The organism is Paraburkholderia sp. FW306-02-B (genome assembly GCF_058782725.1).
This window is the reverse complement of record NZ_JBYSXZ010000001.1, coordinates 4,246,894-4,272,347: the sequence shown is the minus strand read 5'-3', so window position 1 is coordinate 4,272,347 and position 25,454 is coordinate 4,246,894. Positions and strand designations below refer to the sequence as shown.

23 protein-coding genes and 1 pseudogene are annotated in these 25,454 nt (G+C 63.2%); 17 read left to right on the top strand and 7 right to left on the bottom strand.

The genetic code is table 11. The features are described from left to right. Positions 1–7: 7 nt before the first annotated feature. From cutA to AC3WOG_RS19125, 3 genes are read left to right on the top strand one after another with little or no spacing between them, the layout of a single operon-like run. Positions 8–340 (top strand): divalent-cation tolerance protein CutA, encoded by a 333-nt coding sequence (gene cutA / locus AC3WOG_RS19135; RefSeq protein ID WP_492579404.1) that lies wholly within the window; start codon positions 8–10, stop codon positions 338–340. Beyond that, on the top strand, positions 333–2,204 hold the full coding sequence (gene dsbD, locus AC3WOG_RS19130; protein ID WP_492579403.1) for a protein-disulfide reductase DsbD: 1,872 nt from the start codon (positions 333–335) through the stop codon (positions 2,202–2,204). The genes cutA and dsbD overlap by 8 nt, the downstream gene beginning before the upstream one ends. After that, complete coding sequence (locus tag AC3WOG_RS19125; RefSeq protein ID WP_492579402.1) at positions 2,113–2,451, top strand: PDZ domain-containing protein; 339 nt, start codon at positions 2,113–2,115, stop codon at positions 2,449–2,451. Before dsbD ends, AC3WOG_RS19125 begins: the two co-directional genes overlap by 92 nt. Before the next feature lie 130 nt (positions 2,452–2,581). On the opposite strand, the gene hemB is transcribed toward AC3WOG_RS19125, so the two are convergent. Both hemB and yihA read right to left on the bottom strand, forming a co-directional pair. Further along, on the bottom strand, positions 2,582–3,580 hold the full coding sequence (gene hemB, locus AC3WOG_RS19120) for a porphobilinogen synthase (RefSeq protein ID WP_492579401.1): 999 nt from the start codon (positions 3,578–3,580) through the stop codon (positions 2,582–2,584). A 260-nt stretch (positions 3,581–3,840) separates the two neighbouring features. Then, positions 3,841–4,494, bottom strand: coding sequence for a ribosome biogenesis GTP-binding protein YihA/YsxC (gene yihA / locus AC3WOG_RS19115; RefSeq protein WP_492579400.1), 654 nt, complete (start codon positions 4,492–4,494; stop codon positions 3,841–3,843). A 216-nt stretch (positions 4,495–4,710) separates the two neighbouring features. Here yihA and AC3WOG_RS19110 point away from each other — a divergent pair, with 216 nt between their 5' ends. From AC3WOG_RS19110 to msrQ, 5 genes and pseudogenes are all read left to right on the top strand, one after another. Next, positions 4,711–5,367 (top strand): c-type cytochrome, encoded by a 657-nt coding sequence (locus AC3WOG_RS19110; RefSeq protein WP_492579399.1) that lies wholly within the window; start codon positions 4,711–4,713, stop codon positions 5,365–5,367. Between the two features lie 116 nt (positions 5,368–5,483). Then, on the top strand, positions 5,484–7,706 hold the full coding sequence (locus AC3WOG_RS19105; RefSeq protein WP_492579398.1) for a cytochrome c biogenesis protein ResB: 2,223 nt from the start codon (positions 5,484–5,486) through the stop codon (positions 7,704–7,706). A gap of 4 nt (positions 7,707–7,710) precedes the next feature. Then, a complete protein-coding gene (ccsB, locus tag AC3WOG_RS19100) occupies positions 7,711–8,925 on the top strand; it encodes a c-type cytochrome biogenesis protein CcsB (protein ID WP_492579397.1) in 1,215 nt (404 codons plus the stop codon). A 186-nt stretch (positions 8,926–9,111) separates the two neighbouring features. Continuing rightward, a pseudogene (msrP, locus tag AC3WOG_RS19095) lies at positions 9,112–10,107 on the top strand (protein-methionine-sulfoxide reductase catalytic subunit MsrP). 11 nt (positions 10,108–10,118) lie between these two features. Further along, positions 10,119–10,814 carry a protein-methionine-sulfoxide reductase heme-binding subunit MsrQ gene (msrQ, locus tag AC3WOG_RS19090; RefSeq protein ID WP_492579396.1) on the top strand — a complete coding sequence of 232 codons (696 nt, stop codon included), beginning with the start codon at positions 10,119–10,121 and terminating at the stop codon, positions 10,812–10,814. Positions 10,815–10,904: 90 nt separating this feature from the next. Here the strand turns inward: msrQ and lysA are convergent, their stop codons facing one another. After that, positions 10,905–12,167 (bottom strand): diaminopimelate decarboxylase, encoded by a 1,263-nt coding sequence (lysA, locus tag AC3WOG_RS19085; protein ID WP_492579395.1) that lies wholly within the window; start codon positions 12,165–12,167, stop codon positions 10,905–10,907. Positions 12,168–12,176: 9 nt separating this feature from the next. Then, a complete protein-coding gene (lptM, locus tag AC3WOG_RS19080; RefSeq protein WP_492579394.1) occupies positions 12,177–12,524 on the bottom strand; it encodes an LPS translocon maturation chaperone LptM in 348 nt (115 codons plus the stop codon). A gap of 35 nt (positions 12,525–12,559) precedes the next feature. Here lptM and cyaY point away from each other — a divergent pair, with 35 nt between their 5' ends. Further along, a complete protein-coding gene (gene cyaY / locus AC3WOG_RS19075; protein ID WP_341314110.1) occupies positions 12,560–12,877 on the top strand; it encodes an iron donor protein CyaY in 318 nt (105 codons plus the stop codon). A gap of 97 nt (positions 12,878–12,974) precedes the next feature. Here the strand turns inward: cyaY and AC3WOG_RS19070 are convergent, their stop codons facing one another. Then, positions 12,975–15,377 (bottom strand): penicillin-binding protein 1A, encoded by a 2,403-nt coding sequence (locus AC3WOG_RS19070; RefSeq protein WP_492579393.1) that lies wholly within the window; start codon positions 15,375–15,377, stop codon positions 12,975–12,977. Positions 15,378–15,631: 254 nt separating this feature from the next. On the opposite strand from AC3WOG_RS19070, the gene pilM reads away from it, so the two are divergent. From pilM to AC3WOG_RS19035, 7 genes are all read left to right on the top strand, one after another. Next, entirely contained in the window at positions 15,632–16,624 is a 993-nt protein-coding gene (pilM, locus tag AC3WOG_RS19065; protein WP_492579843.1) for a type IV pilus biogenesis protein PilM, read from the top strand. After that, positions 16,621–17,340 (top strand): fimbrial assembly protein, encoded by a 720-nt coding sequence (locus AC3WOG_RS19060; RefSeq protein WP_492579392.1) that lies wholly within the window; start codon positions 16,621–16,623, stop codon positions 17,338–17,340. The genes pilM and AC3WOG_RS19060 overlap by 4 nt, the downstream gene beginning before the upstream one ends. After that, positions 17,337–18,257, top strand: coding sequence for a hypothetical protein (locus tag AC3WOG_RS19055; RefSeq protein WP_492579391.1), 921 nt, complete (start codon positions 17,337–17,339; stop codon positions 18,255–18,257). The genes AC3WOG_RS19060 and AC3WOG_RS19055 overlap by 4 nt, the downstream gene beginning before the upstream one ends. Then, positions 18,257–19,951 carry a type IV pilus secretin PilQ gene (locus AC3WOG_RS19050; RefSeq protein WP_492579390.1) on the top strand — a complete coding sequence of 565 codons (1,695 nt, stop codon included), beginning with the start codon at positions 18,257–18,259 and terminating at the stop codon, positions 19,949–19,951. The genes AC3WOG_RS19055 and AC3WOG_RS19050 overlap by 1 nt, the downstream gene beginning before the upstream one ends. 106 nt (positions 19,952–20,057) lie before the next feature. After that, the gene (locus tag AC3WOG_RS19045) at positions 20,058–20,609 is read left to right on the top strand and encodes a shikimate kinase (protein WP_410837674.1); all 552 of its coding nucleotides are present in this window, start codon (positions 20,058–20,060) and stop codon (positions 20,607–20,609) included. An 8-nt stretch (positions 20,610–20,617) separates the two neighbouring features. Beyond that, a complete protein-coding gene (gene aroB, locus AC3WOG_RS19040) occupies positions 20,618–21,694 on the top strand; it encodes a 3-dehydroquinate synthase (protein WP_492579842.1) in 1,077 nt (358 codons plus the stop codon). Between the two features lie 72 nt (positions 21,695–21,766). After that, complete coding sequence (locus AC3WOG_RS19035; protein WP_492579389.1) at positions 21,767–22,969, top strand: deoxyguanosinetriphosphate triphosphohydrolase; 1,203 nt, start codon at positions 21,767–21,769, stop codon at positions 22,967–22,969. 98 nt (positions 22,970–23,067) lie between these two features. Here the strand turns inward: AC3WOG_RS19035 and AC3WOG_RS19030 are convergent, their stop codons facing one another. After that, the gene (locus AC3WOG_RS19030) at positions 23,068–23,448 is read right to left on the bottom strand and encodes an ElaB/YgaM/YqjD family protein (protein WP_492579388.1); all 381 of its coding nucleotides are present in this window, start codon (positions 23,446–23,448) and stop codon (positions 23,068–23,070) included. Positions 23,449–23,752: 304 nt separating this feature from the next. After that, entirely contained in the window at positions 23,753–24,475 is a 723-nt protein-coding gene (locus AC3WOG_RS19025) for an OmpW/AlkL family protein (RefSeq protein WP_492579387.1), read from the bottom strand. 187 nt (positions 24,476–24,662) lie between these two features. Between AC3WOG_RS19025 and AC3WOG_RS19020 the strand changes: the two genes are divergently transcribed. Then, entirely contained in the window at positions 24,663–25,370 is a 708-nt protein-coding gene (locus AC3WOG_RS19020) for a transposase (RefSeq protein ID WP_492579386.1), read from the top strand. Positions 25,371–25,454: the final 84 nt, after the last annotated feature.

The window sequence follows — 25,454 nt, the reverse complement described above, 5'->3', positions numbered from 1 at the left end:
GCCTTCTGTGAGCGCGATTGTGACCTTGATTCTGACGACGCTGCCGGATGCCGCCGCTGCTCAGAAGCTCGCGGCAGGGGCGCTGGCTGCGCGGCTATGCGCCTGCGTCACACAGTTGGGCGCGGTGCAGTCCAGCTATCACTGGCAGGGCACGATCGAAACTGCGCAGGAGATCCAGTTGCTGTTCAAGACGAGCGCTGTACGCGCGCTGGAACTCGAGCAGTACATTCAGGCGCACCATCCCTACGACACGCCGGAAATCCTCTCATGGCAAGCGACGGCATCGACCGCGTACGGCCAGTGGATCACTGCTGAAACCCAACGCTCTCTCCATGTTTAACGGTCTCGACCGACGCGCGCGCAATGCACTGCGCACTGTCTTTTTCCTGTTTGGTTGCCTGATCCTCGCCCAGTTCGGCACACTTGCCCGTGCTGCGGACGATTTCCTTGACCCCGCCGTGGCCTTCAAATTCAGCGCGACCGAGAAACCGGGCGAAGTCGACGTCACTTACAAGATCGCGGACGGCTATTACATGTACCGCGAGCGGTTTGTGTTCGCGACCCGCAACGGCACGACGACGATTGTCGAGCCGCAATTGCCAGCCGGACATGTGAAGTTCGACCAGACCTTCAACAAGAACGTCGAGACGTACCGCAATGAGTTGACGATCCGCATCCCCGTCAAGCAGGCGCAAGGGCCGTTCGACCTCGCGGTTACGTCGCAGGGTTGCGCGGACGCGGGCATCTGCTATCCGCCGATGGAGCGCGTCTACCACGTGAGCGGCGCGGCATTGCAGCCGGCAGGCAGCGTCGGCGCGGCAGCCGCCACCCAGCAATCCGTAGCTGCCGACACACCGTGGTATGAACGCGCCACCAACGCTGACTACGCGCAGTCGTTGCTGCAAGGCGGCGGCTTCTTCGCGATCATCGGGCTCTATTTTGTGGCCGGCGCCGTGCTCAGTTTGCTGCCGTGCTCGTATCCGATGATTCCGATCCTGTCGGCGATCATTATCGGCGAAGGTGCCCGGGTGACGCGTGCTCGCGGGTTTGCGTTGTCGCTGGCGTATGTGATCGGCATGGCGCTGGTCTACACGGCGCTTGGCATAGCTGCCGCGGTGATCGGGCAGAGTCTCGGCGCGTGGCTGCAAAACCCGTGGGTGCTGGGTGCGTTTGGCGTATTGCTGACGATTTTCGCGCTGACCCTGATTGCGGGGTTCGATATCGCGTTGCCGCAGCGCTGGCAGGACGGCGTGTCGCGTGCGTCGGCCGGGCGCTCAGGCGGCAAGTTCGCCGCGGTGGCCGCGATGGGCGCGCTGTCCGCGCTGGTGGTCGGGGCCTGCATGACGGCGCCGCTCTTCGCCATTCTAGCGTTCATTGCGCACACGGGCGACGCGCTGCTTGGCGGCGCCGCGCTGTTCTCGATGGGACTCGGGCTCGGCGTGCCGCTTCTGATCATCGGCCTTGGCGCTGGCACCTTATTGCCCCGCGCGGGCGCGTGGATGGACGGCGTGAAGGTGTTCTTCGGCGTCGTGCTGCTCGCCGCGGCGTTGTGGATCGTGTGGCCCGTGCTCGGCGCCACTGCGACGATGCTGCTGAGCGCGCTATGGTTGCTGGTCGCCGCGGCGGCGCTCGGCGTGTTTTCCTCGCTTGCCGAGGGTGCTTCCGTGTGGCGCCGGCTCGGCCGGGGTATCGGTGCGGCGCTGGCAATCTGGGCCGCTGTGCTGCTGGTGGGCCTGGCCGCTGGATCGTCAGATCCGTTGCGTCCGCTTGCCGTGTTGGCAGCCCGCGGCGGGGATGCGAGCGTAGCGAACGCCTCCAAGACGCCGAGTGCGCCGCCACAAAGCGATCTCACGTTCGCCCCGGTTCGTTCCTCCACCGAACTCGACCAGGCCGTCAAAACGGCTGCGCAGCCCGCCATGCTCGATTTCTACGCGGACTGGTGCGTGAGCTGCAAAGAGATGGAGAAATTCACCTTCAGCGACCCGCGCGTCCAAGCCAGGTTGAAGCAGATGAACCTGCTGCGCGCGGACGTCACCGTTAACAATACGGACGACCAAACGCTGCTCAAGCGTTTCGGTCTGTTCGGGCCACCCGGTATCATCTTCTTCGATCATGGCGGCAAGGAAGTGCTGCGTGTCGTCGGATATGAGTCCGCGGACAAATTCTTGCGCAGCCTCGATCGCGCAATCGTGCCCGGGGCGTAGCCGAAAAAAGCGACTTGCGGTCGTGTGCGCGGTGATTCCTGGCGCGCGGGCACAACTCGCTGGCTTGAAACGCGGCGACCGGATCCTGACGATCGACGGCCAATCCACCGCCACGATGTCGCTGGAACAGATCACCGGTCTGATCCGAGGCCAGCCGCAGACGACAGTGAAGCTGGAAATCGAGCGCGAAACACAGCGGCTGCAGGTGAATGTCGTGCGGAAAGCGATCGCGGTTGAAGCCGACTAGCGAATCCTAAGCCGCGACCGGACACGACTCGCGGCACGGTCCTGCCCACATAAAAAAACGGAGGCGCGACTCAAAAGTCCACCTCCGTTTTTCGTCACGCTAACAACGCCCGGAAAGGCGGCGCATCAGCTTACTTCTGCGACCTCAAAATCCGCGCGGCGTCCAATGCGAAATAGGTCAGCACGCCGTCCGCGCCGGCCCGCTTGAACGCCAGCAGCGATTCCATCATCGCCTTGTCGTGGTCGAGCCAGCCATTCTGCGCCGCCGCTTTCAGCATCGCGTATTCACCGCTCACCTGGTACACGTAAGTCGGGAACTGGAATTCGTCCTTCACGCGACGCACGATGTCCAGATACGGCATGCCCGGCTTGACCATCACCATGTCGGCGCCTTCGTCGATATCCGCCTGCACTTCGCGCAGCGCTTCATTCGAGTTGGCCGGGTCCATCTGGTAGGTCATCTTGTTGCCCTTGCCGAGATTCGTCGCGGAACCGACGGCATCGCGGAACGGGCCGTAAAACGCCGACGCGAACTTGGCGGCATAAGCCATGATCCGGGTGTGGATATGCCCCTCGCTCTCGAGCATCTCGCGGATCGCGCCGATGCGGCCGTCCATCATGTCCGAGGGCGCGACGATATCGACGCCCGCTTCAGCCTGTGCCTGGGCCTGTTCGACCAGAATGTCGACGGTTTCGTCGTTGATTACGTAGCCGGTTTCGTCGAGCACGCCGTCCTGGCCGTGGCTCGTGTACGGATCGAGCGCGACGTCGGTCAGCACGCCCAGGTCGGGGAAATGCTTTTTCAGTTCACGAACGGCGCGCGGGATCAGACCCGCGGCGTTGGTCGCTTCGCGGCCGTCAGGCGTTTTTAGCGACGGCTCGATCGCGGGAAACAGCGACAGCACCGGCACGCCCAGTTCGACGCATTGCTCGGCGACGCCCATCAGCAGGTCGACCGACACACGCTCGACGCCCGGCATCGACGGCACGGCTTGTCGCAGGTTGGTGCCCTCGACGATGAACACGGGGTAGATCAGATCATTGGTGGTGAGGATGTTTTCTCGCATCAGACGGCGCGAGAAGTCGTCACGGCGCATGCGGCGCGGACGGTAGTGCGGGTAGAGGCTCATATCGAATCGAATATCGTGGATGTCGTGGAGTGGACAAGTACCGCCTGCCTCCGCTCCCGGAAACTTTTCGAGACAATGGTATATCATACCGATCGAGCAAGGCGCCTTGCGCTGACCTCCCCGCTTCTCCTCCCTGAGCGGGTGCCTGTCGTTTTTCGATTAGGCTGTTTGACCCGCCGTTAAAGCGGCGGGTTTTTTTATGGGCGGCCGAAACGGCGTTTTCGCCCTGTTTTCACCCCGTTTATCCGGAGCCGCCGCGCTTACTGCGCAGGGTCCGCTTCGTCCTTTGCGCCGGGGATCAGCCAGCCTTCGATCAGCTCGTGCGCTTCGTCGAGCCCGATGCGCTTGAGCGCCGAGAACAGCTGGGCGGTCAGTTCGCCCTGATAGCCGGCGGCACGATACTCAACCAAACCTTTCTGCGTCGCGCGCAATGCGTTCACGCTTTCCTGGCGCGTCAATTTGTCGCACTTTGTCAGCAGCGTGTGGATCGGCTTGCCGGTCGGCGCGAACCACTCGATCATCCGGCGATCCAGATCGGTGAGCGGGCGGCGCGAGTCCATCATCAGGATCATGCCGCGCAGTTGCGAGCGCGATTGCAGGTAGGTGGACAGCAGCGCCTCCCAGTGGGCCTTGGCCGCGCCCGGTACTTCCGCATAGCCGTAGCCCGGCAGGTCGACCAGATGCGCAGTCGGCTCGTCAGCCTTGCCAACCGAGAAGTAATTGATGTGCTGCGTGCGCCCTGGCGTCTTACTGGCGAATGCCAGCCGCTTCTGATTGCACAGAATATTGATGGCCGTCGACTTTCCCGCATTCGAGCGCCCGGCAAAGGCAATCTCAGGTTGCGCGGTGGCCGGCAAATCACGCAGGTGATTGACGGTCGTGAAAAAACGGGCTTGGTGGAGCAGGAAGGACATGATCAGGCCAGGATTCGAGACGCCTGGGAACCCGGAGCGGGGACGGGTCAAGCCCGACTGGCGTCTTAGCGATTAGCGAGTTATTGTACAATACGACGGTTTACTGAAAACCTGAGGGGGCCAGCCCGCGTGCCTTGGCGGCGCTCAGCGGTTACTCAGTCGCCGTCGTATTTTGCAAAACCTCTAAAATCCCACAAGACGAAACAGGGTGTGCGAATGAATCGACTGTGCAAGGCTCTGATGGTGCTTCAAGTAGCGGCAGGTCTTTCAGGTTTGGCAATTCAGGCACGAGCAGCAGCAGATCCGGCAAAACCGGACGTCAATCGGGGGCAGGCAATCGCGGTGCAGGTTTGTGCGTCATGCCACGGCGCGGACGGCAACAGTGCCGGCGGCGCGTATCCGAAGCTGGCGGGCCAGCATCCCGAGTATCTCGTCAAGCAGCTCATGGATTTCAAGACGCAGCCGGGCGCCAGGCAGCCCGCGCGCAACAATGCGATCATGGCGGGCATGACCGCGGCGCTGTCCGATCAGGACATGATCAACGTTGCTGCCTATTTCGCCACGCAGGCGCCGAAGCCAGGCTACGCGCATAACAAAGACACTGTAGCGCTCGGTCAGAAGATTTATCGCGGTGGGATTGCCGATAAGGGTGTGCCGGCGTGTGCGAGCTGCCACGGGCCGACCGGTCAGGGGATTCCGTCGCAGTATCCGCGTCTGTCGGGGCAGTGGGCGGATTACACGGTGGCGCAGCTGACCGCGTTCACGCAAGGTCCGGGCGCGCGTAACAACAACGACGCGATGCATGCAACTGCAGCGCGTCTGTCGGACAGCGAGATCAAGGCTGTAGCCGATTACATCGCGGGCTTGCATTAAGAAGTCCGCACGCAAGTGCAACCGGCCCGATAAGGCCGGTACAAAACAAGAAAAGGGTGGGGGCGTCGTGCCTACGACAGCCCTTCACCCTTTTTTGCTGTTCAGTCGGAGTATGAATGAGCGTCACCACGTCGGGTATGCAGTCGAAGTCGCGCAATCGCATCGTGCGCAGCATCATCGAAGTATTGAGTTCGATGCGCTTCGCGATCGCGCTGCTCGTGATCCTGTCGATCGCCAGCATTATCGGCACCGTCCTCACGCAGGACGATCCGTATCCCAACTACGTCAATCAGTTCGGCCCGTTCTGGGCGGACATCTTCCGCTCGCTGAGCCTGTACACGGTGTACAGCTCGTGGTGGTTCATGCTGATTCTCGGCTTCCTGATGGTGTCGGTATCGCTGTGCGTGATCCGCAATGCGCCGAAGATGGTCGCCGACGCGAAGAGCTGGAAGGACAAGGTTCGCGAAGGCAGCCTGCGCGCGTTTCATCACAAGGGCGAGTTCGCGGTGCACGGCACGCGCGCGCAGACCTCAACGGTGCTGGCCAAACTCTCCACCAAGCTCGGCTACAAGTTCGTCACGCGTGAGTCGGACGGGGCGACGCTGATCGCCGCCAAGCGCGGCGCGCTGACCAGGTTCGGCTACATCTCCGCACACCTCGCGATCGTCGTGATCTGTCTGGGCGGTTTGCTGGACAGCAACCTGCCGATCAAGCTGCAAATGTGGCTGTTCGACAAGTCGCCGATTCGCAGCAACACAGTGATCAACGACATTCCGCCAGAACATCGTCTGTCGCAATCGAATCCGACTTTCCGCGGTTATGCGTGGGTGCCGGAAGGGCAGCATGTGTCGACGGCGATCCTGAACCAGCCGGACGGCTCGTTGATTCAAGACCTGCCGTTCTCGATCGAGCTGAACAAGTTCATCGTCGACTATTACTCCACCGGCATGCCGAAGCTGTTCGCGAGCGACATCGTCGTGGTGGACCACAAGACCGGCGCGCGCGTGCCGGCGCGAGTCGAAGTGAACAAGCCGTTCGAATACGACGGCGTGTCGATTTATCAGTCGAGCTTCCAGGACGGCGGCTCGCAGATGCAGATGACTGCATACCCGATGACCGGCAACAGCGCGAAGACCGCGCCGTTCGGCGGCACGATCGGCGGCAACGCGCCGTTGAGCACGGCCTCTCCGCTGGCTGACGGCCAGACTGTCGAATTCACGGATTTCCGCGCGATCAACGTCGAAAATGTCTCGAACGGCAGCGGCCAGAACGATGCCCGCGGCGTCGCCGCGCATCGCTCGCTGAAGGAAGCGTTCGACGAGCGCCTCGGCTCCGGCGCGAAGAGCTCGAAGCCGCTGGATCTGCATAACGTCGGACCGTCGGTGCAGTACAAGGTGCGCGACAGGGACGGTCAGGCGCGCGAGTACAACAACTACATGCTGCCGGTGGACGTGGGCGGCGAGCGCATGTTCCTCGCCGGCATGCGCCTGAATCCGGACGACCCGTTCCGCTACCTGCGCATTCCCGCCGACACCGGTGGCACCGTCAAGGAATGGATGAATCTGCGCGCCACGCTGGAGAATCCGGCTATGCGCGCCGCGGCCGCGCACCGTTTCGCGCTGCGTTCGGTGCCGGGCTCGAATACCGAGCTGCAACAGCATCTGGAAGAAAGCGCGCTGCGTGTGCTGACCCTTTTTGCCGGCGCGGACAGCGGCATCAAGATGCCGAACGGCCAGACGGTGGGCGGTTTCCAGGCGATTGCCGGTTTTATCGACCATTCGGTGCCGAAGGGTGAACAGGAAAAGGCCGCGGGCCTGCTGCTGCGCATGCTGGAAGGCTCGACGTGGGACCTCTGGCAGCTGTCGCGCGAACAGCTCGGCGAGCCCGACGCACAGGCCAATGCGGATGCCAGCCGCTTCGTTCAAAGCTCGATCAACGCAATATCTGACAGCTTTTTGTATGGATCGCCGGTCTACTTGCAGCTTGACTCCTTCAAGCAGGTGCAAGCTTCGGTATTTCAGTTGACGCGCGCGCCGGGCAAAAAAGTCGTGTATCTTGGCAGCTTGCTCCTCGTGCTGGGCATCTTCTCGATGTTCTATGTTCGCGAACGGCGCCTCTGGTTCTGGCTCAAAGACACCGATCACGGCACGAATGTCGTGATGGCGATGTCGAGCGCGCGCAAGACGCTCGATTTCGAAAAAGAGTTCGTCCAAACGCGCGACGCTGTAGGCGCCGCGCTGGGCGTCAAACTCATTGATGCATCCCACGCCGATGGCGCCTCCGACAAATCCGGCCATGCCGGCGCGCCGTCCGCACGCTCACAAGATTCGACCCGGTAAGATCATGGACTTGACTCAGGTTTCTTCATCCTCTTCTTCGTCGCCGTCGCGGCACCAGAAAGCGCCCGCTGGCGAGGTGCACAACGCCGCACAGTTCGACGAGCGGCCGTTCCTGAAGCGTCTCGGCATGACCGACTGGCTGTTCGCCCTCGCGATGGTCGCGGGCGCGGGCTTCGCGCTGTCGCGCTATCACCCGTTCATGAACTACTACGACAAACTGGTGCTGGTGTGCGCCGTGCCGGTGTTCGTCGTGCTCGGCTGGCGCTGGAAGCCGGTGCGCCCGCTGATGGTGGGCATCGCCGCGCTGTCGCTGTTTGCGATCCAGCTCTATCAGGGCGATCTGACGCGCGCGGATAACGCGTTCTTCCTGAAGTATTTCCTGTCGAGCCAGTCCGCGATTCTGTGGATGAGCGCGCTCTTCGTATTCGCCACGGTGTTCTACTGGATTGGCCTGCTGTCGCGTTCGCCGACCGGCGCCGCAATCGGCTCGAAGATGACCTGGGCCGCGGTGCTGATGGGCTTCGTCGGCCTGATGGTGCGCTGGTACGAGTCGTACCTGATCGGCGCGGACGTCGGCCATATCCCGATCTCGAACCTGTATGAAGTGTTCGTGCTGTTCAGCCTGATCACCGCGCTGTTCTACCTGTACTACGAGCAGCACTACAACACCCGCGCGCTCGGCGCATTCGTGCTGCTGGTGATCGGCGCGGCCGTCGGCTTCCTGATGTGGTACTCGGTCGCGCGCGACGCGCAGCAGATCCAGCCGCTGGTGCCGGCGCTGCAAAGCTGGTGGATGAAGATCCACGTGCCGGCGAACTTCATCGGTTACGGCAGTTTCGCGCTGTCGGCGATGGTCGGCGTCGCGTATCTGATGAAAGAGCGCGGCGTGCTGGCCGATCGCCTGCCGGCGCTCGACGTGCTCGACGACGTGATGTACAAGTCGATCGCCGTCGGCTTCGCGTTCTTCACGATCGCGACGATTCTCGGCGCGCTGTGGGCCGCCGAAGCGTGGGGCGGCTACTGGAGCTGGGACCCGAAGGAGACGTGGGCGCTGATCGTCTGGCTGAACTACGCGGCGTGGCTGCATATGCGCCTGATGAAGGGCCTGCGCGGCGCGGTGGCGGCCTGGTGGGCGCTGACCGGCCTGCTGGTGACGACCTTCGCGTTCCTCGGCGTGAACATGTTCCTGTCGGGGCTGCATAGCTACGGCAAACTGTAAGATCTGCCGTTCTGAACCGACTAAAAACCGCCGCGTGCTTCGCACCGGCGGTTTTTTTATGGCTCGCGGAATATTTGCTGCATCCAACGTGTTTGTTGGAGCAGTACGTATGAATGGCTGGACGAGCCGATCATCAATCTGGCCCCGTAAAATGACCCTTCCGATGGGCCGGCAAGGAGCAGCACGATGTGGATCAAGCGAAGCGACAGAATTCAACTCACCGGCGATGACATCGCGCGCAGCGAAATTACGCCGCAGCGGGTTTTTGAAAGCCGGCGGCGTGTGTTGCAGGCTGCGGGCGCGGTGGCGTTCGGCGGCCTGATCGGTGTGAGTGGCGAGGCGCTGGCGGCGTATGCCTCGCCGGATCCGAGGGCGCAAAAGCTGGCGGCGAAGACCAACGCGAAATTTGTCGCGCTCGACAAGATCACGCCGTTCAAGGACATCACCACCTACAACAACTACTACGAGTTCGGCACCGACAAAGCCGATCCGGCACAGAACGCCGGCACGCTGCGGCCGCATCCGTGGAAGGTGAGCGTCGAAGGCGAGGTGAAGAATCCGAAGGTGTACGACATCGACGAATTGCTCAAGCTCGCGCCGCTCGAGGAGCGCGTGTACCGGCTGCGTTGCGTCGAGGGTTGGTCGATGGTGATTCCGTGGATCGGCGTGCCGCTTTCCGAGCTGATCAAGCGTGTGCAGCCGACCGGCAATGCCAGATACGTCCAGTTCATCACGCTGGCCGATCCTTCGCAGATGCCGGGCCTGTCGACGCCGGTGCTCGATTGACCGTACTCCGAAGGGTTGCGGATGGATGAGGCGATGAATCCGCTAACGTTGCTGACTATGGGCCTCTACGGCCAGGTGCTGCCGAATCAGAACGGTGCGCCGATCCGCGTCGTGGTGCCGTGGAAATACGGCTTCAAGAGCGCGAAGTCGCTGGTGAAGATCCGCTTCCTCGACAAGCAACCGCCGACCAGCTGGAACACGTACGCGTCGAACGAATACGGTTTCTATTCGAACGTGAACCCGAACGTCGATCATCCGCGCTGGAGCCAGGCGACCGAGCGGCGCATCGGCGACGACGGTTTCTTCACGCCCAAGCGCAAGACGTTGATGTTTAACGGCTATGGCGATCAGGTCGCGTCGCTGTATCAGGGTATGGACTTGAAGAAGAATTTTTGAGCGGCGTGAACATGGCTTCCAATACGCAACCTGTTGCTCCAACCGAACGCAAAGTGCTGCGAGCACAATCCGCATCGACGACGGCAAAGCGGCCCACAACCGGCGCACGCTGGATCGTGCCGGCGAAGATCGCGGTGTTCATCGCGGCGTTGTACCCGCTCGCGCGCATTGTGCTGTTCGGCGCGACCGATCGGCTCGGCGCGAACCCGATCGAGTTCATCACGCGCTCGACGGGCCTCTGGACCCTCGTCTTCCTGTGCATCACGTTGGCCGTGACGCCGTTGCGCCGGTTGAGCGGCGTGCCGGCGCTGCTGCGGTTTCGTCGCATGCTCGGCCTGTACGCGTTTTTCTACGCGACGCTGCACTTTACGACCTACCTGTGGTTCGACCAATGGTTCGACGTTGCGGCGATTCTGAAGGACATCGGCAAGCGGCCGTTCATCATGGTCGGCTTTGCCGCGTTCGTGTTGCTGATTGCGTTGGCGCTCACGTCGCCGCGCGCGATGGTGCGCAAACTCGGACGCCGCTGGCAGACGTTGCATCGCGCGATCTATGCGATCGGCGCGCTCGCGATTCTGCATTTCTGGTGGATGAAGGCGGGCAAGCATGACCTGCTGTTGCCGAGGATTTACGGTGCGATCATGGTTGCGCTGCTGGGATGGCGCTTGATCGTATGGCTGCGTGAGCGGAGCTTAAAAACACGCTGACCACGCTGCACAGTGCGTAATAGAAAAAGGCGATGCCGCGGCGGCATCGCCTTTTTTATGCAGCGTCAGCTTTGACGTTCGCTTTGACGTTTACGCCGGCAAGATCGTTTCGCCTGCAAATAGCTGTTTTACCTTTTCTCGAGCGCGAACCACATGCGCTTGTGTACCATCGACCATCACCTCGGCCGCGCGCGGACGCGTGTTGTAGTTCGAGCTCATCACGAAGCCGTACGCGCCTGCCGAACGAATCGCCAGCAGATCGCCCGGTTCGACCGCGAGCAGACGCTCGCGACCCAGCCAGTCGCCGCTTTCGCAAACCGGCCCGACTACGTCGTACACGTGTGCGGGCACTTCGTGCTTAACGACCGCGTCGATTGCGTGATACGCCTCGTACATCGCAGGGCGCGCAAGATCGGTCATTGCAGCGTCGACGATGGCGAAATTCTTTTCCGCGCCCGGCTTCAGAAACTCGACGCGGGTGAGCAGCACGCCGGCATTACCGACGAGCGAACGGCCCGGTTCGAAGTACACCTCGCGGTGGCCATGACCACGCGCTTCGATGCGATCGAGCACGGTGCGCACGAAGTCGCCGATTTCCGGCGGCGTTTCGTCGTCGTAGGTGATGCCGAGACCGCCGCCTACATCGATATGGCGAATTTTCACGCCGTCCTGCTCGATCTGCTCGACCAGTTCCAGAACTTTATCGACCGCGTCCAGATACGGTGCGACCTCGGTGATCTGCGAGCCGATATGGCAATCGATGCCGACCACGTCGAGATGCGTCATTGCCGCGGCGGCACGATAGGTGGCGCGCGCATCCTCGAACGCGACGCCGAACTTGTTCGACTTCAGGCCCGTGGAGATATACGGATGCGTCCTGGCATCGACGTCCGGATTCACGCGCAGCGACACCGGCGCCTTCTTGCCCATTTCCGCGGCAACCGCGTTCAGGCGATCCAGTTCCGGAATCGATTCGACATTGAAGCATTTGACGCCGGCCGCGAGCGCGTCGCGCATTTCATCGGCGTTCTTGCCGACGCCGGAAAACACAGTGTTTTCCGCCTTGCCGCCAGCGGCCAGCACGCGTGCCAGTTCGCCACCCGAGACGATGTCGAAGCCGGCGCCGAGACGCGCGAACACATTCAGCACCGCGAGATTGCTATTTGCCTTGACGGCGACGTGCACGCTCGCGCGACGGCCGGCGCAAGCACCCGCGTACGCGTTCCACGCTTCGGTGAGCGCGGCGCGCGAATAGACGTACAGCGGCGTGCCGAACTGCTCGGCGAGTGAGACGGCGGACACGCCTTCGGCGTGCAACACGCCGTCGACGTAGTCAAATGCGGATCGAGTCATGCGAAAGTCTTATTGAACGGGAGTGACGGCGGAGGCAGGCAGCGGGGCCGCCGTAGCAGCGGATGCGGCAGACCCCGGCGGCGCGGCGAGTTCGCTTTCCGGCGCCAACGAGAGCGGCGTGCCCGACGTGTCGGGCACGGTGCCGGCTGCGGAGGCGGTTTCCGCGCCGGGTTTCACTTCATCCGGCGACGGCGGTTGCGTGCGATCGATCGGCTTGGCCGGCAGCGGCGGCACGGTTGGCAGGTAGAGCGAACCGCGTTGCCCGCAGCCGCTGAGTGCGCAACCTGCGAGAATGGCTAAAACCGCTACAATCGCGCGGCCGGGCGCCGCCGCGCGCATCCGAGATACGACTCGCATGACTGTCCCTGAATAAATAATCGATGGAGTTTAGCATGTCCGATAGTGAATACCTGACCCGCGCGGAAGCCGCGCTAGCCGCCATCGAACGCGCACTCGACGACACCGATGCCGACATCGAATTCGAGCGCAGCGGCAATGTCCTGACCCTCGAATTCGAGAACCGTTCGAAGATCATCGTCAACTTGCAACCGCCGATGAGCGAGATCTGGATCGCCGCGAAAGCGGGCGGTTTCCACTTCCGTTTCATTGACGGCGAGTGGCGCGACACCCGTAGCGGCACGGAATTCTTCGCGGCCTTATCGGACTACGCGACGCAGCAGGCCGGTGAGCCGATCCGCTTTGAAGCGTAAAGTCCGCAACCGATACTGCAGTTGAAACGCAACCGCCGCGCATCGAGCGCGGCGGTTTCGTTTTTACATGTTCGGCGCAGTTCAGACGCTTCAGGCGCTAGTGTCCGCGGAACAGATTCATGATGTCCTGCTTTTCCTGCTCGCCGACTTGTCGGGGCGCTGCCTCAGCCGCCGAACCGCTCGCCGCCGCATCGAGCGTGGCCTGGCTCACGCCGACTGTCGCGATGAAGCCGTGTCCAGGCGTGAAGTCGTCGAAGTACAGTTCCGAACCGATCTCGGTCACGTCGTCCGGCATCGGCATCTGGTATTCCGGCACGCCTTTGAGCGCACGCCCCATGTAATCGATCCACACCGGCAACGCCAGGCCACCGCCGGTTTCCTTATCGCCCAGACTGCGCGGATTGTCGTAGCCGATCCATGCGATGGCCGTCAGCGTGCGCTGATAACCGGCGAACCACGCGTCGCGCGAATCGTTGGTCGTACCCGTCTTGCCGGCGAGATCGGTGCGTTTCAGCACGTTGGACTTCGCGCCCGTGCCGCGTTGCGCGACGCTTTGCAGCAGGCTGTTCATCACGTATGCATTGCGCGGTTCGATCGCATGCGGCGCGCTTTGGGCTGCGACCAGCGGTTGCGCGTGTGCGACCACGACACCGCGCTGATCGGTGACTTCGGCGATCAGGTACGGGTTGATCCGATAACCGCCGTTGGCGAACACCGAGAACGCGCCCGCCATCTGCAATGGCGTGACGAGACCCGCGCCGAGCGCCATCGGCAGGTAGGCCGGGTGACGATCCGCATCGAAGCCGAAACGCGTGATGTACTGTTGCGCGTACTTGGTGCCGATCTGGTTCAGGATGCGAATCGATACGAGGTTCCGCGACTTCTGCAATGCGGTGCGCATCGTCATCGGACCGTCGAATCCGCCGCCGTAGTTCTTCGGCTCCCACGCCTGACCGCCGGTTTCAGCGGCGCTGAAAAAGAGCGGCGCGTCGTTGATCACCGTGGCCGGTCCGAGCCCTTTTTCAAGCGACGCCGAATAGATGAACGGCTTGAAGCTCGAACCCGGCTGACGCCACGCCTGAGTGACGTGGTTGAACTTGTTCTTGTTGAAGTCGAAGCCGCCGACCAGCGCGCGAATCGCGCCGTCCTGTGGAATCACTGACACGAACGCGCCTTCCACTTGCGGCAATTGCGTGATCGACCAGCTGACGTCGTCGCCCTTGACAAGGCGAATGATCGCGCCGGGCCGCAGGCGTTGGTTCGGCTGCGCGCGCGTGCCGAGCGCGAACGCGGCGAAGCGCAGACCGTCGCCCTGAATGGTCGCGACGTTGCCGTCGATGAAGGTTGCCTGCACCTGCTTCGGGTTCGCCGCGGTCACCACTGCGGCGATGAGTTCACCGTTGTCGGGATGTTCGAGCAGCGCGTCGTCGATTGCCTGTTCACGGTCGTCCGCGTCGGACGGCAAGTCGATGAACGCTTCCGGGCCGCGATAGCCGTGGCGCCGTTCATAATCCATCAGACCTTTGCGCAGCGCACGGTAAGCGACGTCCTGGTCGGCCGAGTCGATCGTCGTCACCACGTTCAGGCCGCGCGTGTAGGCCTCTTCGCGATACTGCGCGTACATCATCTGCCGCACCATTTCCGCGATGTACTCCGCGTGCACGCTGAATTCCTTGCCCGCGCCCTTGACGACGAGCGGTTGTTTGCTCGCCTCGTCGTACTGTTCCTGGGTGATGTAATGCAGTTCGTACATGCGCTGCAGGATGTACTCCTGGCGCACCTTCGCGCGCTTTGGATTGACGACCGGGTTATACGCCGACGGCGCCTTCGGCAGGCCGGCCAGCATCGCCGATTCCGCCAGCGTCAGATTTTTCAGATCTTTGCCGAAGTACACCCGCGCCGCGCTCGCGAAGCCATACGCGCGCTGGCCGAGATAGATCTGATTCATGTACACCTCGAGAATCTGATCCTTGGTCAGCTTCGACTCGATCTTGTATGCGAGCAGCATCTCGTAGATCTTGCGCGTGTAGGTCTTCTCGCTCGACAGAAAGAAGTTGCGCGCCACCTGCATCGTGATCGTGCTGGCGCCCTGAGTGGCGTGGCCGTTGGTCAGCGCAACGAAGCCGGCCCGCGCGATGCCGGTCAGGTCGACGCCGCCGTGATCGTAGAAGCGCGCGTCTTCGATTGCGAGCACAGCCTTCTTCAGGCTGTCGGGTACGTCCTGGATATGGACGATGTCGCGCCGCTCTTCACCGAATTCGCCGATCAGCACATGGTCGGCCGTATAGATGCGCAGCGGCACCTTGGGCCGGTAGTCGGTGAGCGCATCGAGCGACGGCAGGTTCGGCGTTGCCACCACCAGCGCATAGCCGAGCACCAGCAGCGCGCACAGAATGCCAGCGACGATCAGACCCACAAAGCCAAGGATGAGCTTGAGCCACAACGGGCGTTTGCGCTTCTGCGGCACGGGCGGCGGGGACGTAGGAGACGTGGATTGCATATGGGCACCAAAAAACAGTCCCGCGATTATAGCCGCCTCGCTTTTCAGCTTTCGGCATGCTTACTGACAGTTTTTGACAAGTCTTCGCGCCGCGCAGGAATGACTTCACTGTAGTCGCTTTGAGCGCATGCAGGGCGCGCGGTACGCAATGTTAGCCATTCGGCTGAGTGTCGCGCAGCGGCGCGACTACGCACAATTCTTCCTCGCTACTCGCGTTCGAATGGTTCGTCGCGTGAGTCTGGAGGGAGGGCGTGATGACGTTCAAAAGTTCGTGGCTTCAGGGAATGCAAATGGGAGTGGAGCGCTTCGCGGCGGGGATCGATGTTAGTTCGCAGGCGGTACGTCTTATCGTGGTGAGTCAGCGTTCGAGCGCAAGCGCTGCGCTGCGCATCGAATACGTGACGAGCGTGCAGCTTGCGGCCGGCGCGATGGCCGGCACGGAGATCGCCGACCGGCACGCAGTGGCGCGTGCGTTGCGCGATGCCTTCGCGGGCTTGCCGCGCGCCTGTGCGACGCACGCGTTGCGCTGTGCGATGGCGCTGCCCGCCTCAGCCACGCTGACCACCACGATGCCGCTCACACGGCTTGCCGCGCTCAGCGGTTGCGCGGAAGACTGCGGGCACGAACTGGCCGAGCTCGAACCGGCGGTGATGAGCGAAGTGGAGCGCATCGCGGGTCTCGAGCGGCATGCGTTGGCAGTCGACTGGTTTCTCGACGAAGCGCCGTCGTCGATTCGCTCGGTGACGATCGCCGCGACCGCACGGCAGCATCTCGAAGCGCGCATCGAATGCGCGGCCACCGCGGGCATCTCGCTCACCGCAATCGACGGTGAGCCGCATGCGGCGTTGCGCGCAATGCGATACGCCGCCAGTCACGAACTCGATCCGCACGAGCCCTATGTCGCGATCTGGATCGGCGCGGATGGCGTGTCCGGGTGGCGTATCGCCGACGACAGCATCGTCGGCGACATTCGTTATCCGGCGCCCGAGTACTCGGATCTCGCAGACGCATTGCGCGACCTCGCCGATGGTCCCGCACTCGACTGCGCATTGTTGAGTGGCGAGGTCGACTTGCTCGACGGCGTAGGTTTTTCGCTTGCGGATATGGCCGACGTGTTGGGCTGCACGGTGTTGCCGTTCGAGTGCGCAGCGCTTGGCGGCCTCGCGCGGTCGCTGACGGATCCGTTGTTGCACGAGCCGTCTGGCGCGGTCGCATTCGGCCTCGCGCTGCGCGGGGTGCTCGAATGATGCGAGATCGTTTGCATGCCGATGGTTCAGGCGCGCCGGTTTCATCGCGTGGCACGCGCCTCGCACGCCCCTGGCTCGGCGGCTTCAATTTGCTGCCCTACCGGCAGCGTAACGCGCGGCTTGCGCGGCGGCGCTGCCTGCTCGAATGGACCGGCGCGGCGCTCGCCGGTTGCGCCGCCGTGTTGGCGTTGGCCGGATGGCAAGCGTTCGAGTGGGCGCGGCTTGATGCGCAGCGTGCGTCGCTCGAACGGTCGCTCACGCAACTGACCGCGCCGCTCGCCGAGCACGCGAAGTTGCTACGCGCGCAAGACGAGCAGCGCAAAGGCGCCGCGCGTGCAGCGAGCTTGTCCGAACCGCTCACGCATCTGCGCGATCTGCTGGATGCGCTGAGTTTCGAACCGGGCGATGGCGTCGTTCTGCAGCAGTTGCGTCAGCGCGAGCACGAGACGGAGTTGCTGGCGACGTCAAGCGGACATATCGCGTCGGCCGACTGGCTCAAACGTTTGAGTGCGATCCGCGGCGTGAAGGGTGCGGAGGTGAGCGACCTGCGTCGCTCGGTGTCACGCAGCAATGCGGCTGCAGCAGCCGGAGAAATCGGCCCGATCGAATTCGGCGCGCGCTTGCGTTGGACCGATCCGCCGCACAAGGTGGCCCATGCGCCGGTCGCCACTGCGCAACGTCCGATGCAGTCTGAGCAATCAAGAGGTTCGAAATGACTACAACGTTTGTCGATATGGGCGGCGCGGCAGGCGCGCGGTTATCCCTGTCCCAATGGATGAAGCGCGTGCGTTTGCCGCTCGATGCGTGGAGCCGGCGGCGTCGCTGGGTAGTCGCTTTGCTGATTGCTGCGCTGGTGTTCGGGCTGGGCGCGCATGGCTGGGTCGTGGCCGACCTCAGTGGCCTCGGGGCGAGCCAGACAGCATTCGATGCCGCCACGCGGCATCTCGCCGACGCGCGGCGCGCGCTGACGCAATTACCCGCGCTGCGTCGCGAAGCCGCGAGCGCGCACGCCGCACATTTGCCGACGCCATGGACCTCCGCCGACGATGTGCGTCTCGTGTCCGAATTGGCCGCGCAAAATAGCGTCGCGTTGCTCGCGGTGGAACCGGGCGCCGCGAGTGGCTCGGGCGCAGAACATATGCGGCCGATACGTCTCGCCGCGCAGACCGATTTCGTGCATTTGATGTCGTTTCTGCGCGAGCTGTCGGACTTGCCGGTGCTGATCGTCCCCGAGGACGTGACCGTCAAACGGAACGGCGCTTTGCTCGCCGTGAGCGCGACGCTGCGCGTGTTCAGCGCGCTGAGACCGGCGGTTTCAAGTGTCTCCGCGGACGCATTTGCCGACGACAGCCTCGATACCGAGGCCGACGAAGACATCGTGTTCTACGATCCGTTCTCGCCGCCGCAAATGCTGGCAGGCGGGGACCTGCCCGACGCTTCGCAGCTACGTCTGGCCGGCTTGCTGCACGATCGCACGCGCGGGCTCGCCTTACTCGAAACGCCGGACGGCGCGGCGACCGTCGCGCCGGGACAGCAGTTCGGCGCTGAGCGCGTTACGCGGGTCGACGCGCTCAGCATCACGCTGGCCAATGGCGGCGCGACGCGTACGCTGGCGCTCGCGGAGGCATCCTGATGAGGCGTGCGAAACTCATTCGCCGCACCGTGTGGTGTGTGGGCGCTCGTCTATGCTTCGGCCTCTTCGTTAGCACAGCGGCCGGTGCCGGAGTCGCGCATGCGTCGGCCCAGCTGCAACCGCCACTGCCGCCGTTGCCCGCGAGCATGTCGCTCGACGATGCCATCGCACCGCTCGATGTCCCGTACAACGCACCGCAACTGCCGCGCGGCATTGCCGCCGAAGTGCCCAATCCGTTTCGCAACAATGCCGCCGATGAGCCGGCGGCATCGCGCGCGGCGGCAACCGCCGGCAACGACCGCGCAGATGACCCGTTTAGCGGCACAGACGGCTCGGTGCCGTTGCGACCACAATCCGCTGCCGCTCGCGACGAGGCCACTGGAGCCGCCGGCGCATCCGCACTCGAAGGTCCGCCGGTGCCGCTGCCCCCGCTGGCGCGCTTGAGCAACGCGCCGAAAAGCCCCGCCGACGGCAAGCTCGCCGCCGACGATAAACCCATCACGCTGAACTTCCAGCGTGCCGAACTCGGTGCCGTGCTCAGCGCGTTCGCCCAATTCACCGGACTGAACATCGTTGCGAGCGAAAGGGTGCGCGGCGCCGTCTCGCTGCGGCTAGACAAAGTGCCTTGGCGCACCGCGTTCGACACCTTGCTCGACGTCAACGGTCTGGCGATGGAGCGCAATGGCAACGTGATCTGGGTCGCGCCGCGTGCCGATCTGGCCGCGCGCGAGCGGCAGCGCTTTGAAGCGCACGCACGAGCCGCCGATCTGGAGCCGCTCGCGAGCCGCACCTTCCAGCTGCACTACGCGCGCGCCGAAGACGTGCGGCGCCTGCTGACGGGCGCGGGCAACCAGCGCGTGCTGTCCAAACGCGGTGCCGCGACGGCCGATCCGCGCACCAATCTGCTGTTCGTCACCGACCTCGAGGGCCGCCTCGCGCAGATCACCGCGCTGCTCGCCTCCGTCGACCGGCCGACGCGTCAGGTGCTGATCGAAGCACGTATTGTCGAGGGCGAGCACGGTTTTTCGCGCAATCTGGGTGTGCGTCTGTCGATGGCGGCGGCCAACGCCGACGGCGCTGCCCGAGGCCTCACCGGCGGCAAGGACGGCACCGTCTACGATCTGTCCGCGCGGCCGATTTCCGGGTTCGACGCCGCTACTGCCGGCCTGACGCTGTTCGCGGCGCAAGCCACGCGGCTTCTGAATATCGAGCTGAGCGCGCTGGAAGCCGAGGGCCGCGGCGAAATCGTCTCGAGTCCGCGGGTCGTGACGGCGGACCGGATGAAAGCGGTCGTCGAGCAGGGCACCGAGCTGCCGTATCAGGCAAAAGTGGGGCAGGGCGTGTCCGGCGTGCAGTTTCGCCGCGCCACGCTCAAACTGGAGGTAGAGCCGCACATCATGCCGGACGGCCGGGTGGTGCTGGACCTCGACGTCGCCAAGGATAGCGTCGGCGAGCAGACCGATGCGGGCCCCGCGATCAACACCAAACACGTGCAAACGCGGGTCGAGGTCGAGGATGGTGGTACGGTGTTGATCGGCGGCATCTACGCGATCGACGACCGGGACGATGTGACGCGGGTGCCGCTCCTGGGCAAAATACCGCTTTTAGGTGCGCTTTTTCGTCATCGGGTGCATCGCGACAAGCGCAGCGAACTGGCGGTTTTCATCACGCCGCGCGTCGTTCAGACAAATTAGGGGCATGCTGCCGCCGCTCGCGAGCGGCGGCGCGCAGGCTCGACAAGGCAGCCGCTTTGCCAGTAAGCTGCGGCACGAACCATACCGGATTAGCCAGAGGACACCGTTGCAAGCGCGGGACGCACACGCCAATGTATTTTTTGTAGGGCTCATGGGGGCAGGCAAAACCACCGTGGGCCGGGCCGTTGCGCGCCGGCTGGATCGCCCGTTCTTCGATTCCGATCACGAAATCGAGGCGCGCACGGGCGCGCGCATACCCGTGATCTTCGAACTGGAAGGCGAAGCGGGCTTTCGCGACCGCGAAGCGCACGTGATTTCCGACCTGACCGGACGCGACAATATCGTGCTCGCAACGGGCGGCGGCGCGATTTTGCGGCCGGAAAACCGTGAAGCGCTGCAAAATCGCGGCGTGGTGATCTATCTACGTGCCAATCCGCACGATCTGTGGTTGCGCACCCGGCGCGACAAAAATCGCCCGCTTTTGCAGACTGAAGACCCGAAAGCGCGCCTTGAAGCGCTCTACGAAGTGCGCGACCCGCTGTACCGCGAATGCGCGCATTTTGTGATCGAAACCGGCCGGCCTTCGGTCAACGGACTCGTCAACATGGTTCTGATGCAGCTCGAGATGGCCGGCGTCGCCAAACATCCTGCGTCATAATGGACCGTATGATTACCGTCAATGTCGAACTGGGCGAGCGCGCCTACCCCATCCATATCGGTGCCGACCTGATCGGCCAGACCGCGTTGTTCGCGCCGCATATCGCCGGCAGCTCGGTCACCATCGTGACCAACACCACGGTCGAGCCGCTGTACGGCGACAATCTGCGCGCCGCGCTGGCACCGCTCGGCAAGCAGGTGTCGACGGTCGTTTTGCCGGACGGCGAAGCGTACAAGAACTGGGAAACGCTGAATCTGATTTTCGACGCGCTGCTCGGCGCGCGGGCTGACCGTAAAACCACGCTGATCGCGCTGGGCGGCGGCGTGATCGGCGACATGACGGGTTTTGCCGCGGCCTGCTACATGCGCGGCGTCCCGTTCATTCAGGTGCCGACTACCTTGCTGTCGCAGGTCGATTCGTCGGTAGGCGGCAAGACCGGCATCAATCATCCGCTTGGCAAGAACATGATCGGCGCGTTCTATCAGCCGCAAGCCGTGATCGCCGACATTGGCGCGCTGCGCACGCTGCCTGCGCGCGAACTGGCGGCGGGCATCGCCGAAGTGATCAAGACCGGCGCGATTGCCGACGCCGGCTTTTTCAGCTGGATCGAAGCGAACGTCGACGCGCTCAATCGCTGCGAGCCAGAGGCGCTGGCCGAGGCGGTCAAGCGCTCGTGCGAAATCAAGGCGTCGGTGGTGGCACAGGACGAGCGCGAAGGCGGCTTGCGCGCGATCCTCAATTTTGGCCACACCTTTGGCCACGCGATCGAGGCCGGGCTCGGCTACGGCGAATGGCTGCACGGCGAGGCGGTCGGCTGCGGGATGGTGATGGCGGCGGACCTGTCCGTGCGGCAGGGCTTTCTCGACGAAGCCGCGCGCAAGCGTCTGGTCGACGTGATCGTCGCTGCGCATCTGCCAACCCGCGCGCCCGCGCTCGGCGAGTCGCGCTACGTCGAACTGATGCGGGTCGACAAAAAGGCCGAGGCCGGCGCGATCAAATTCATTCTGCTGAAGCGTTTCGGTGAGACGCTGATCACCCAGGCGCCCGACGCCGCCGTGCACGCAACGCTGGCCGCCGCCGTCTAGAAACGGCGAGGCATTGCAGCAAAGCATCACGCACCAGCGTCACGAGGCGCCGCCCATGTTTCGGAGAAACCGGTGACTGACAGGCGCAGCGACGATGTAAAGAATCACCCGGAAGGCGCCGCGGCGATCGGCGTGCCTTCGCCCGAAGCACTCGAAGCGCATCTCGCGCCGTATGCGGCGCATTCCGCGCAGTCGCGCGGCCGCCGCTATCCCGAAGCCGCGCCTAGCGCGCGCACCGAATTCCAGCGCGATCGCGATCGCATCGTTCACTCGACGGCATTCCGCCGCCTCGAGTACAAAACCCAGGTGTTCGTGAATCACGAGGGCGATCTGTTTCGGACACGCCTCACGCACAGTCTCGAAGTCGCGCAGATCGCGCGTTCGGTTGCACGCAATCTGCGGGTCAATGAAGACCTCGTCGAGGCCATTTCGCTCGCGCACGATCTCGGCCATACGCCGTTCGGCCATGCCGGCCAGGATGCGCTCAACGAATGTATGCGCGAACACGGCGGCTTTGAACACAACCTGCAAAGCCTTGCGGTGGTCGACGATCTCGAGGAGCACTACGGCGCGTTCAATGGGCTGAACCTCTGTTTCGAAACACGCGAAGGCATTCTCAAGCATTGCTCGCGCGAGAACGCCCGGCGGCTCGGCGCGCTCGGCGAACGTTTTCTCGAAGGACGGCAGCCGTCGATCGAAGCACAGATCGCGAACGTCGCCGACGAGATCGCTTACAACAATCACGACGTCGACGACGGTTTGCGCTCAGGCTTGCTCACGGTGGAGCAGCTTGCCGAAGTGGAGTTATGGCAGACGCACTACGAGGCGGCGCGCGGCGATTTTCCGCAGATCGAAGGGCGCAGGCTGATCCACGAGACGGTGCGCCGCATCATCAATACGCTGATCGTCGACCTGATCGATACGACCACCCTTAATCTGATCCGGCATGCGCCGGCCTCGCTGGACGCAGTGCGGGCCGCACCGCCGCTCGTCGCACATAGCGAAGCGATCGCTTCGCAGGCCGCAACGCTCAAGCGCTTTCTGTTCAAGAACCTGTATCGCCACTACCGGGTGATGCGTATGGCGAACAAGGCGCGCCGCGTGGTGGTCGGCCTGTTTGGCGCGTTCACGGAAGATCCGCGGCTGTTGCCGCCCAGCTATCAGTCGCCGGACGCGTCGTTGCAGTCGCGCTTGATCGCCCACTACATTGCGGGCATGACGGATCGATATGCGGTGAAGGAATACCAGCGGCTGTTCGTGATCGACGACAACTGATCGGTCGGCACCACCGAGCATCGGTGCCGGGCTATGGCGCCGCTGCGCATGCCCTTAGTGAACGGCCGCCACCGAGGCGGCGGCCCGGCGCGCCGTTTTTAACGCAGCCGCGACGCGAGCAGGGCGCTCGCGATCAGCGCGACGCCGCCGACGATCGCAATCACCTGCCATGGATTTTCGTGCACATACTCGCCGGCGTCCGAGATCGCCACTTCGGCTCGCTGGCGCATGGCTTCGCGGGTGTCGTTCAGACGGGCGCGCGCAACCTCGAGTCGCTTGCGCAATTTGCTGCGTAGCGCCACGGCATCGGCATGCGTGCCGTCGGCCAGCGTGTCTTCGAGTTCCGAGATCAGCGTGCGCAATTCGCCGGCGATGTCTTCAACCGCGTGGCGGCTACGGCGAGCGATTCGCCGCGCACGGCGGCTGGTGGTGGTCCAGGATTCGCCGAGGGCGTCTCGTGTGTTCGGAAGTGCTGTCATGGTCGCTCCGTCGATGAAGGTGAGAAAAGTCTCCGCGTGCTCATGCGGGAAACATGACGTCACGCAACTTCGATGCCAAAGGCCGTGCGGTGTTCCAGCGAGATCATCGCACACGTGCCGACGGTTTCTGGCGGCAGAAATTGCACTGGAAAGGTCGGTCGGTGGTCAAAATTACAATGCATTCGGCATTTACCACAATAGGTGACAGGCATAAAATCAAAAACGCCGTCACATATGTGACGGCGTTTGGCTGAGGTGCGGACTGTTCGCGACGGTTCGATCCATGCAAACACAGCCTGCCTCGTTAGAAGACGTAACCTATCTTTGCGAAAGTAACGATTGGGTTGAGTCTGATTTTTGCCTCAGACGTCACGGTCAGGTTGCCGACCGGAGTCGCCGCGTTCGAGGTCAGTTTCGCGGTTACGCTGAGCGGTATGTATGAGACGGAGAACCCTGCGAACCAGTGTTTGGTGAACGCATAGTTGAAACCGAGATTAAACACCGGTGCCCAGGAACGATCCGTCGATACCGAGGTCGGACCATGCAGTACGCGTTGTTCAAACGCAGTGTTGGAGATCTTCGCGTCCGTGAACCAGACGTACGTGACGCCGAGGCCGGCATACGGTCGGAACGCCGCGGTAGCGTCGTTGAAGTAGTATTTGAACAGGAGAGCAGGACTCCATTGCTTCGCGGAGCCGAGCGTACCGAATTGCTCGAAGGTGCCTGTGCCTAGCAGGTTGAATTTCGGTGGAATGCCAATTTCAGCTTCCGCGGCGATGTGATCGGTGACAAAGTAGCCTAGGCTTAAGCCGATGGTGTCGGAGCTGTCGATGCCAGCGCCCGTGCCGGGTAGTGAGATGTTGACGGGTGTCCCGCCGACGCTTGTTTCCTTCAACGGATCGCTACTGTCTTGGGGGGCGAAATGGAACCACCCCGTCGTAGCGTAAAAACTGCCGGCCGATTGCGCGTGAGCTGCCGTCATACAGGCGAGCGCCGCGATCCCCGTTATGGCCTGTTTTAATTTCATATGTGCTCCTCCAAAAAAGGCCCGCTCATTATGACCACAACGTTTGAAACAAACCATACGCGGCAGTTAGAGCTTTCTCCCTAAGCGCCGGGCGGTTTCTGGCTAAGCCGCGCCGCGCCGAACCCAGCGCCCATGCGGCTTTTCGGACCTTCGGGTATATACCAACGCGACTATTGGATACTTCAGCATGGCACGGCTTGCACGTCTCTATGTCCCTGACCAGCCGCAGCACGTCATCCTCCGTGGACTCGACCAGCAGCCCGCATTTGTCGACGACCAGGACTACGAGCTCTTCATCGACTGTTTGAAAGCGGCTTCGCGCGACCACCATTTGTCGATCCACGCGTATGCGTTGATGCCGGGCGCTGTGCAATTGCTCGTCACGCCGACCGAGGAGTCGAGTCTGCCGAAAGCGATGCAGGCAGTGGGGCGCCGCTACGTCGCCCACTTCAACCGGCGCTATGCGCGCCGCGGCACGCTGTGGGAGGGCCGCTACCGCGCGACGGTGATCGAGGGCGAGCGTTACTTCCTGCTGGCGAGCCGGGTAGTCGAGATGTGTCCGGTGCGCACGCAACTCGTGAGCGCGCCGGAGGACTACCGCTGGTCGAGCTACCGCCATCACATTGGCCTCACGCTCGACAGCCTCATTACCGATCATCCGTTGTACTGGTCGCTCGGCAACACGCCGTTCGAGCGGCAACGCGCGTACCGCGAGTTGTGCGAGCAGCCGCTCGACGAGCGCGAGGCCAGCCAGCTTCAGCAGGCCACTTTGAAAGGCTGGGTTTTGGGCAGCGAGACGTATCGGGAGTGGGCGGCGCGAGCGGCGAACCGGCGGGTGTCGCCGCTGCCGCGCGGGCGGCCGCGCAAAGCGCGCGAGACGCCGCAGACGCAATAAAGCGTTTTGCATCAAAGGGCTGCGCGCGGAACGGCATCTTCGGATGCCGTTTTCTTTGCACCTTTTTGATATGGCACCAATAAA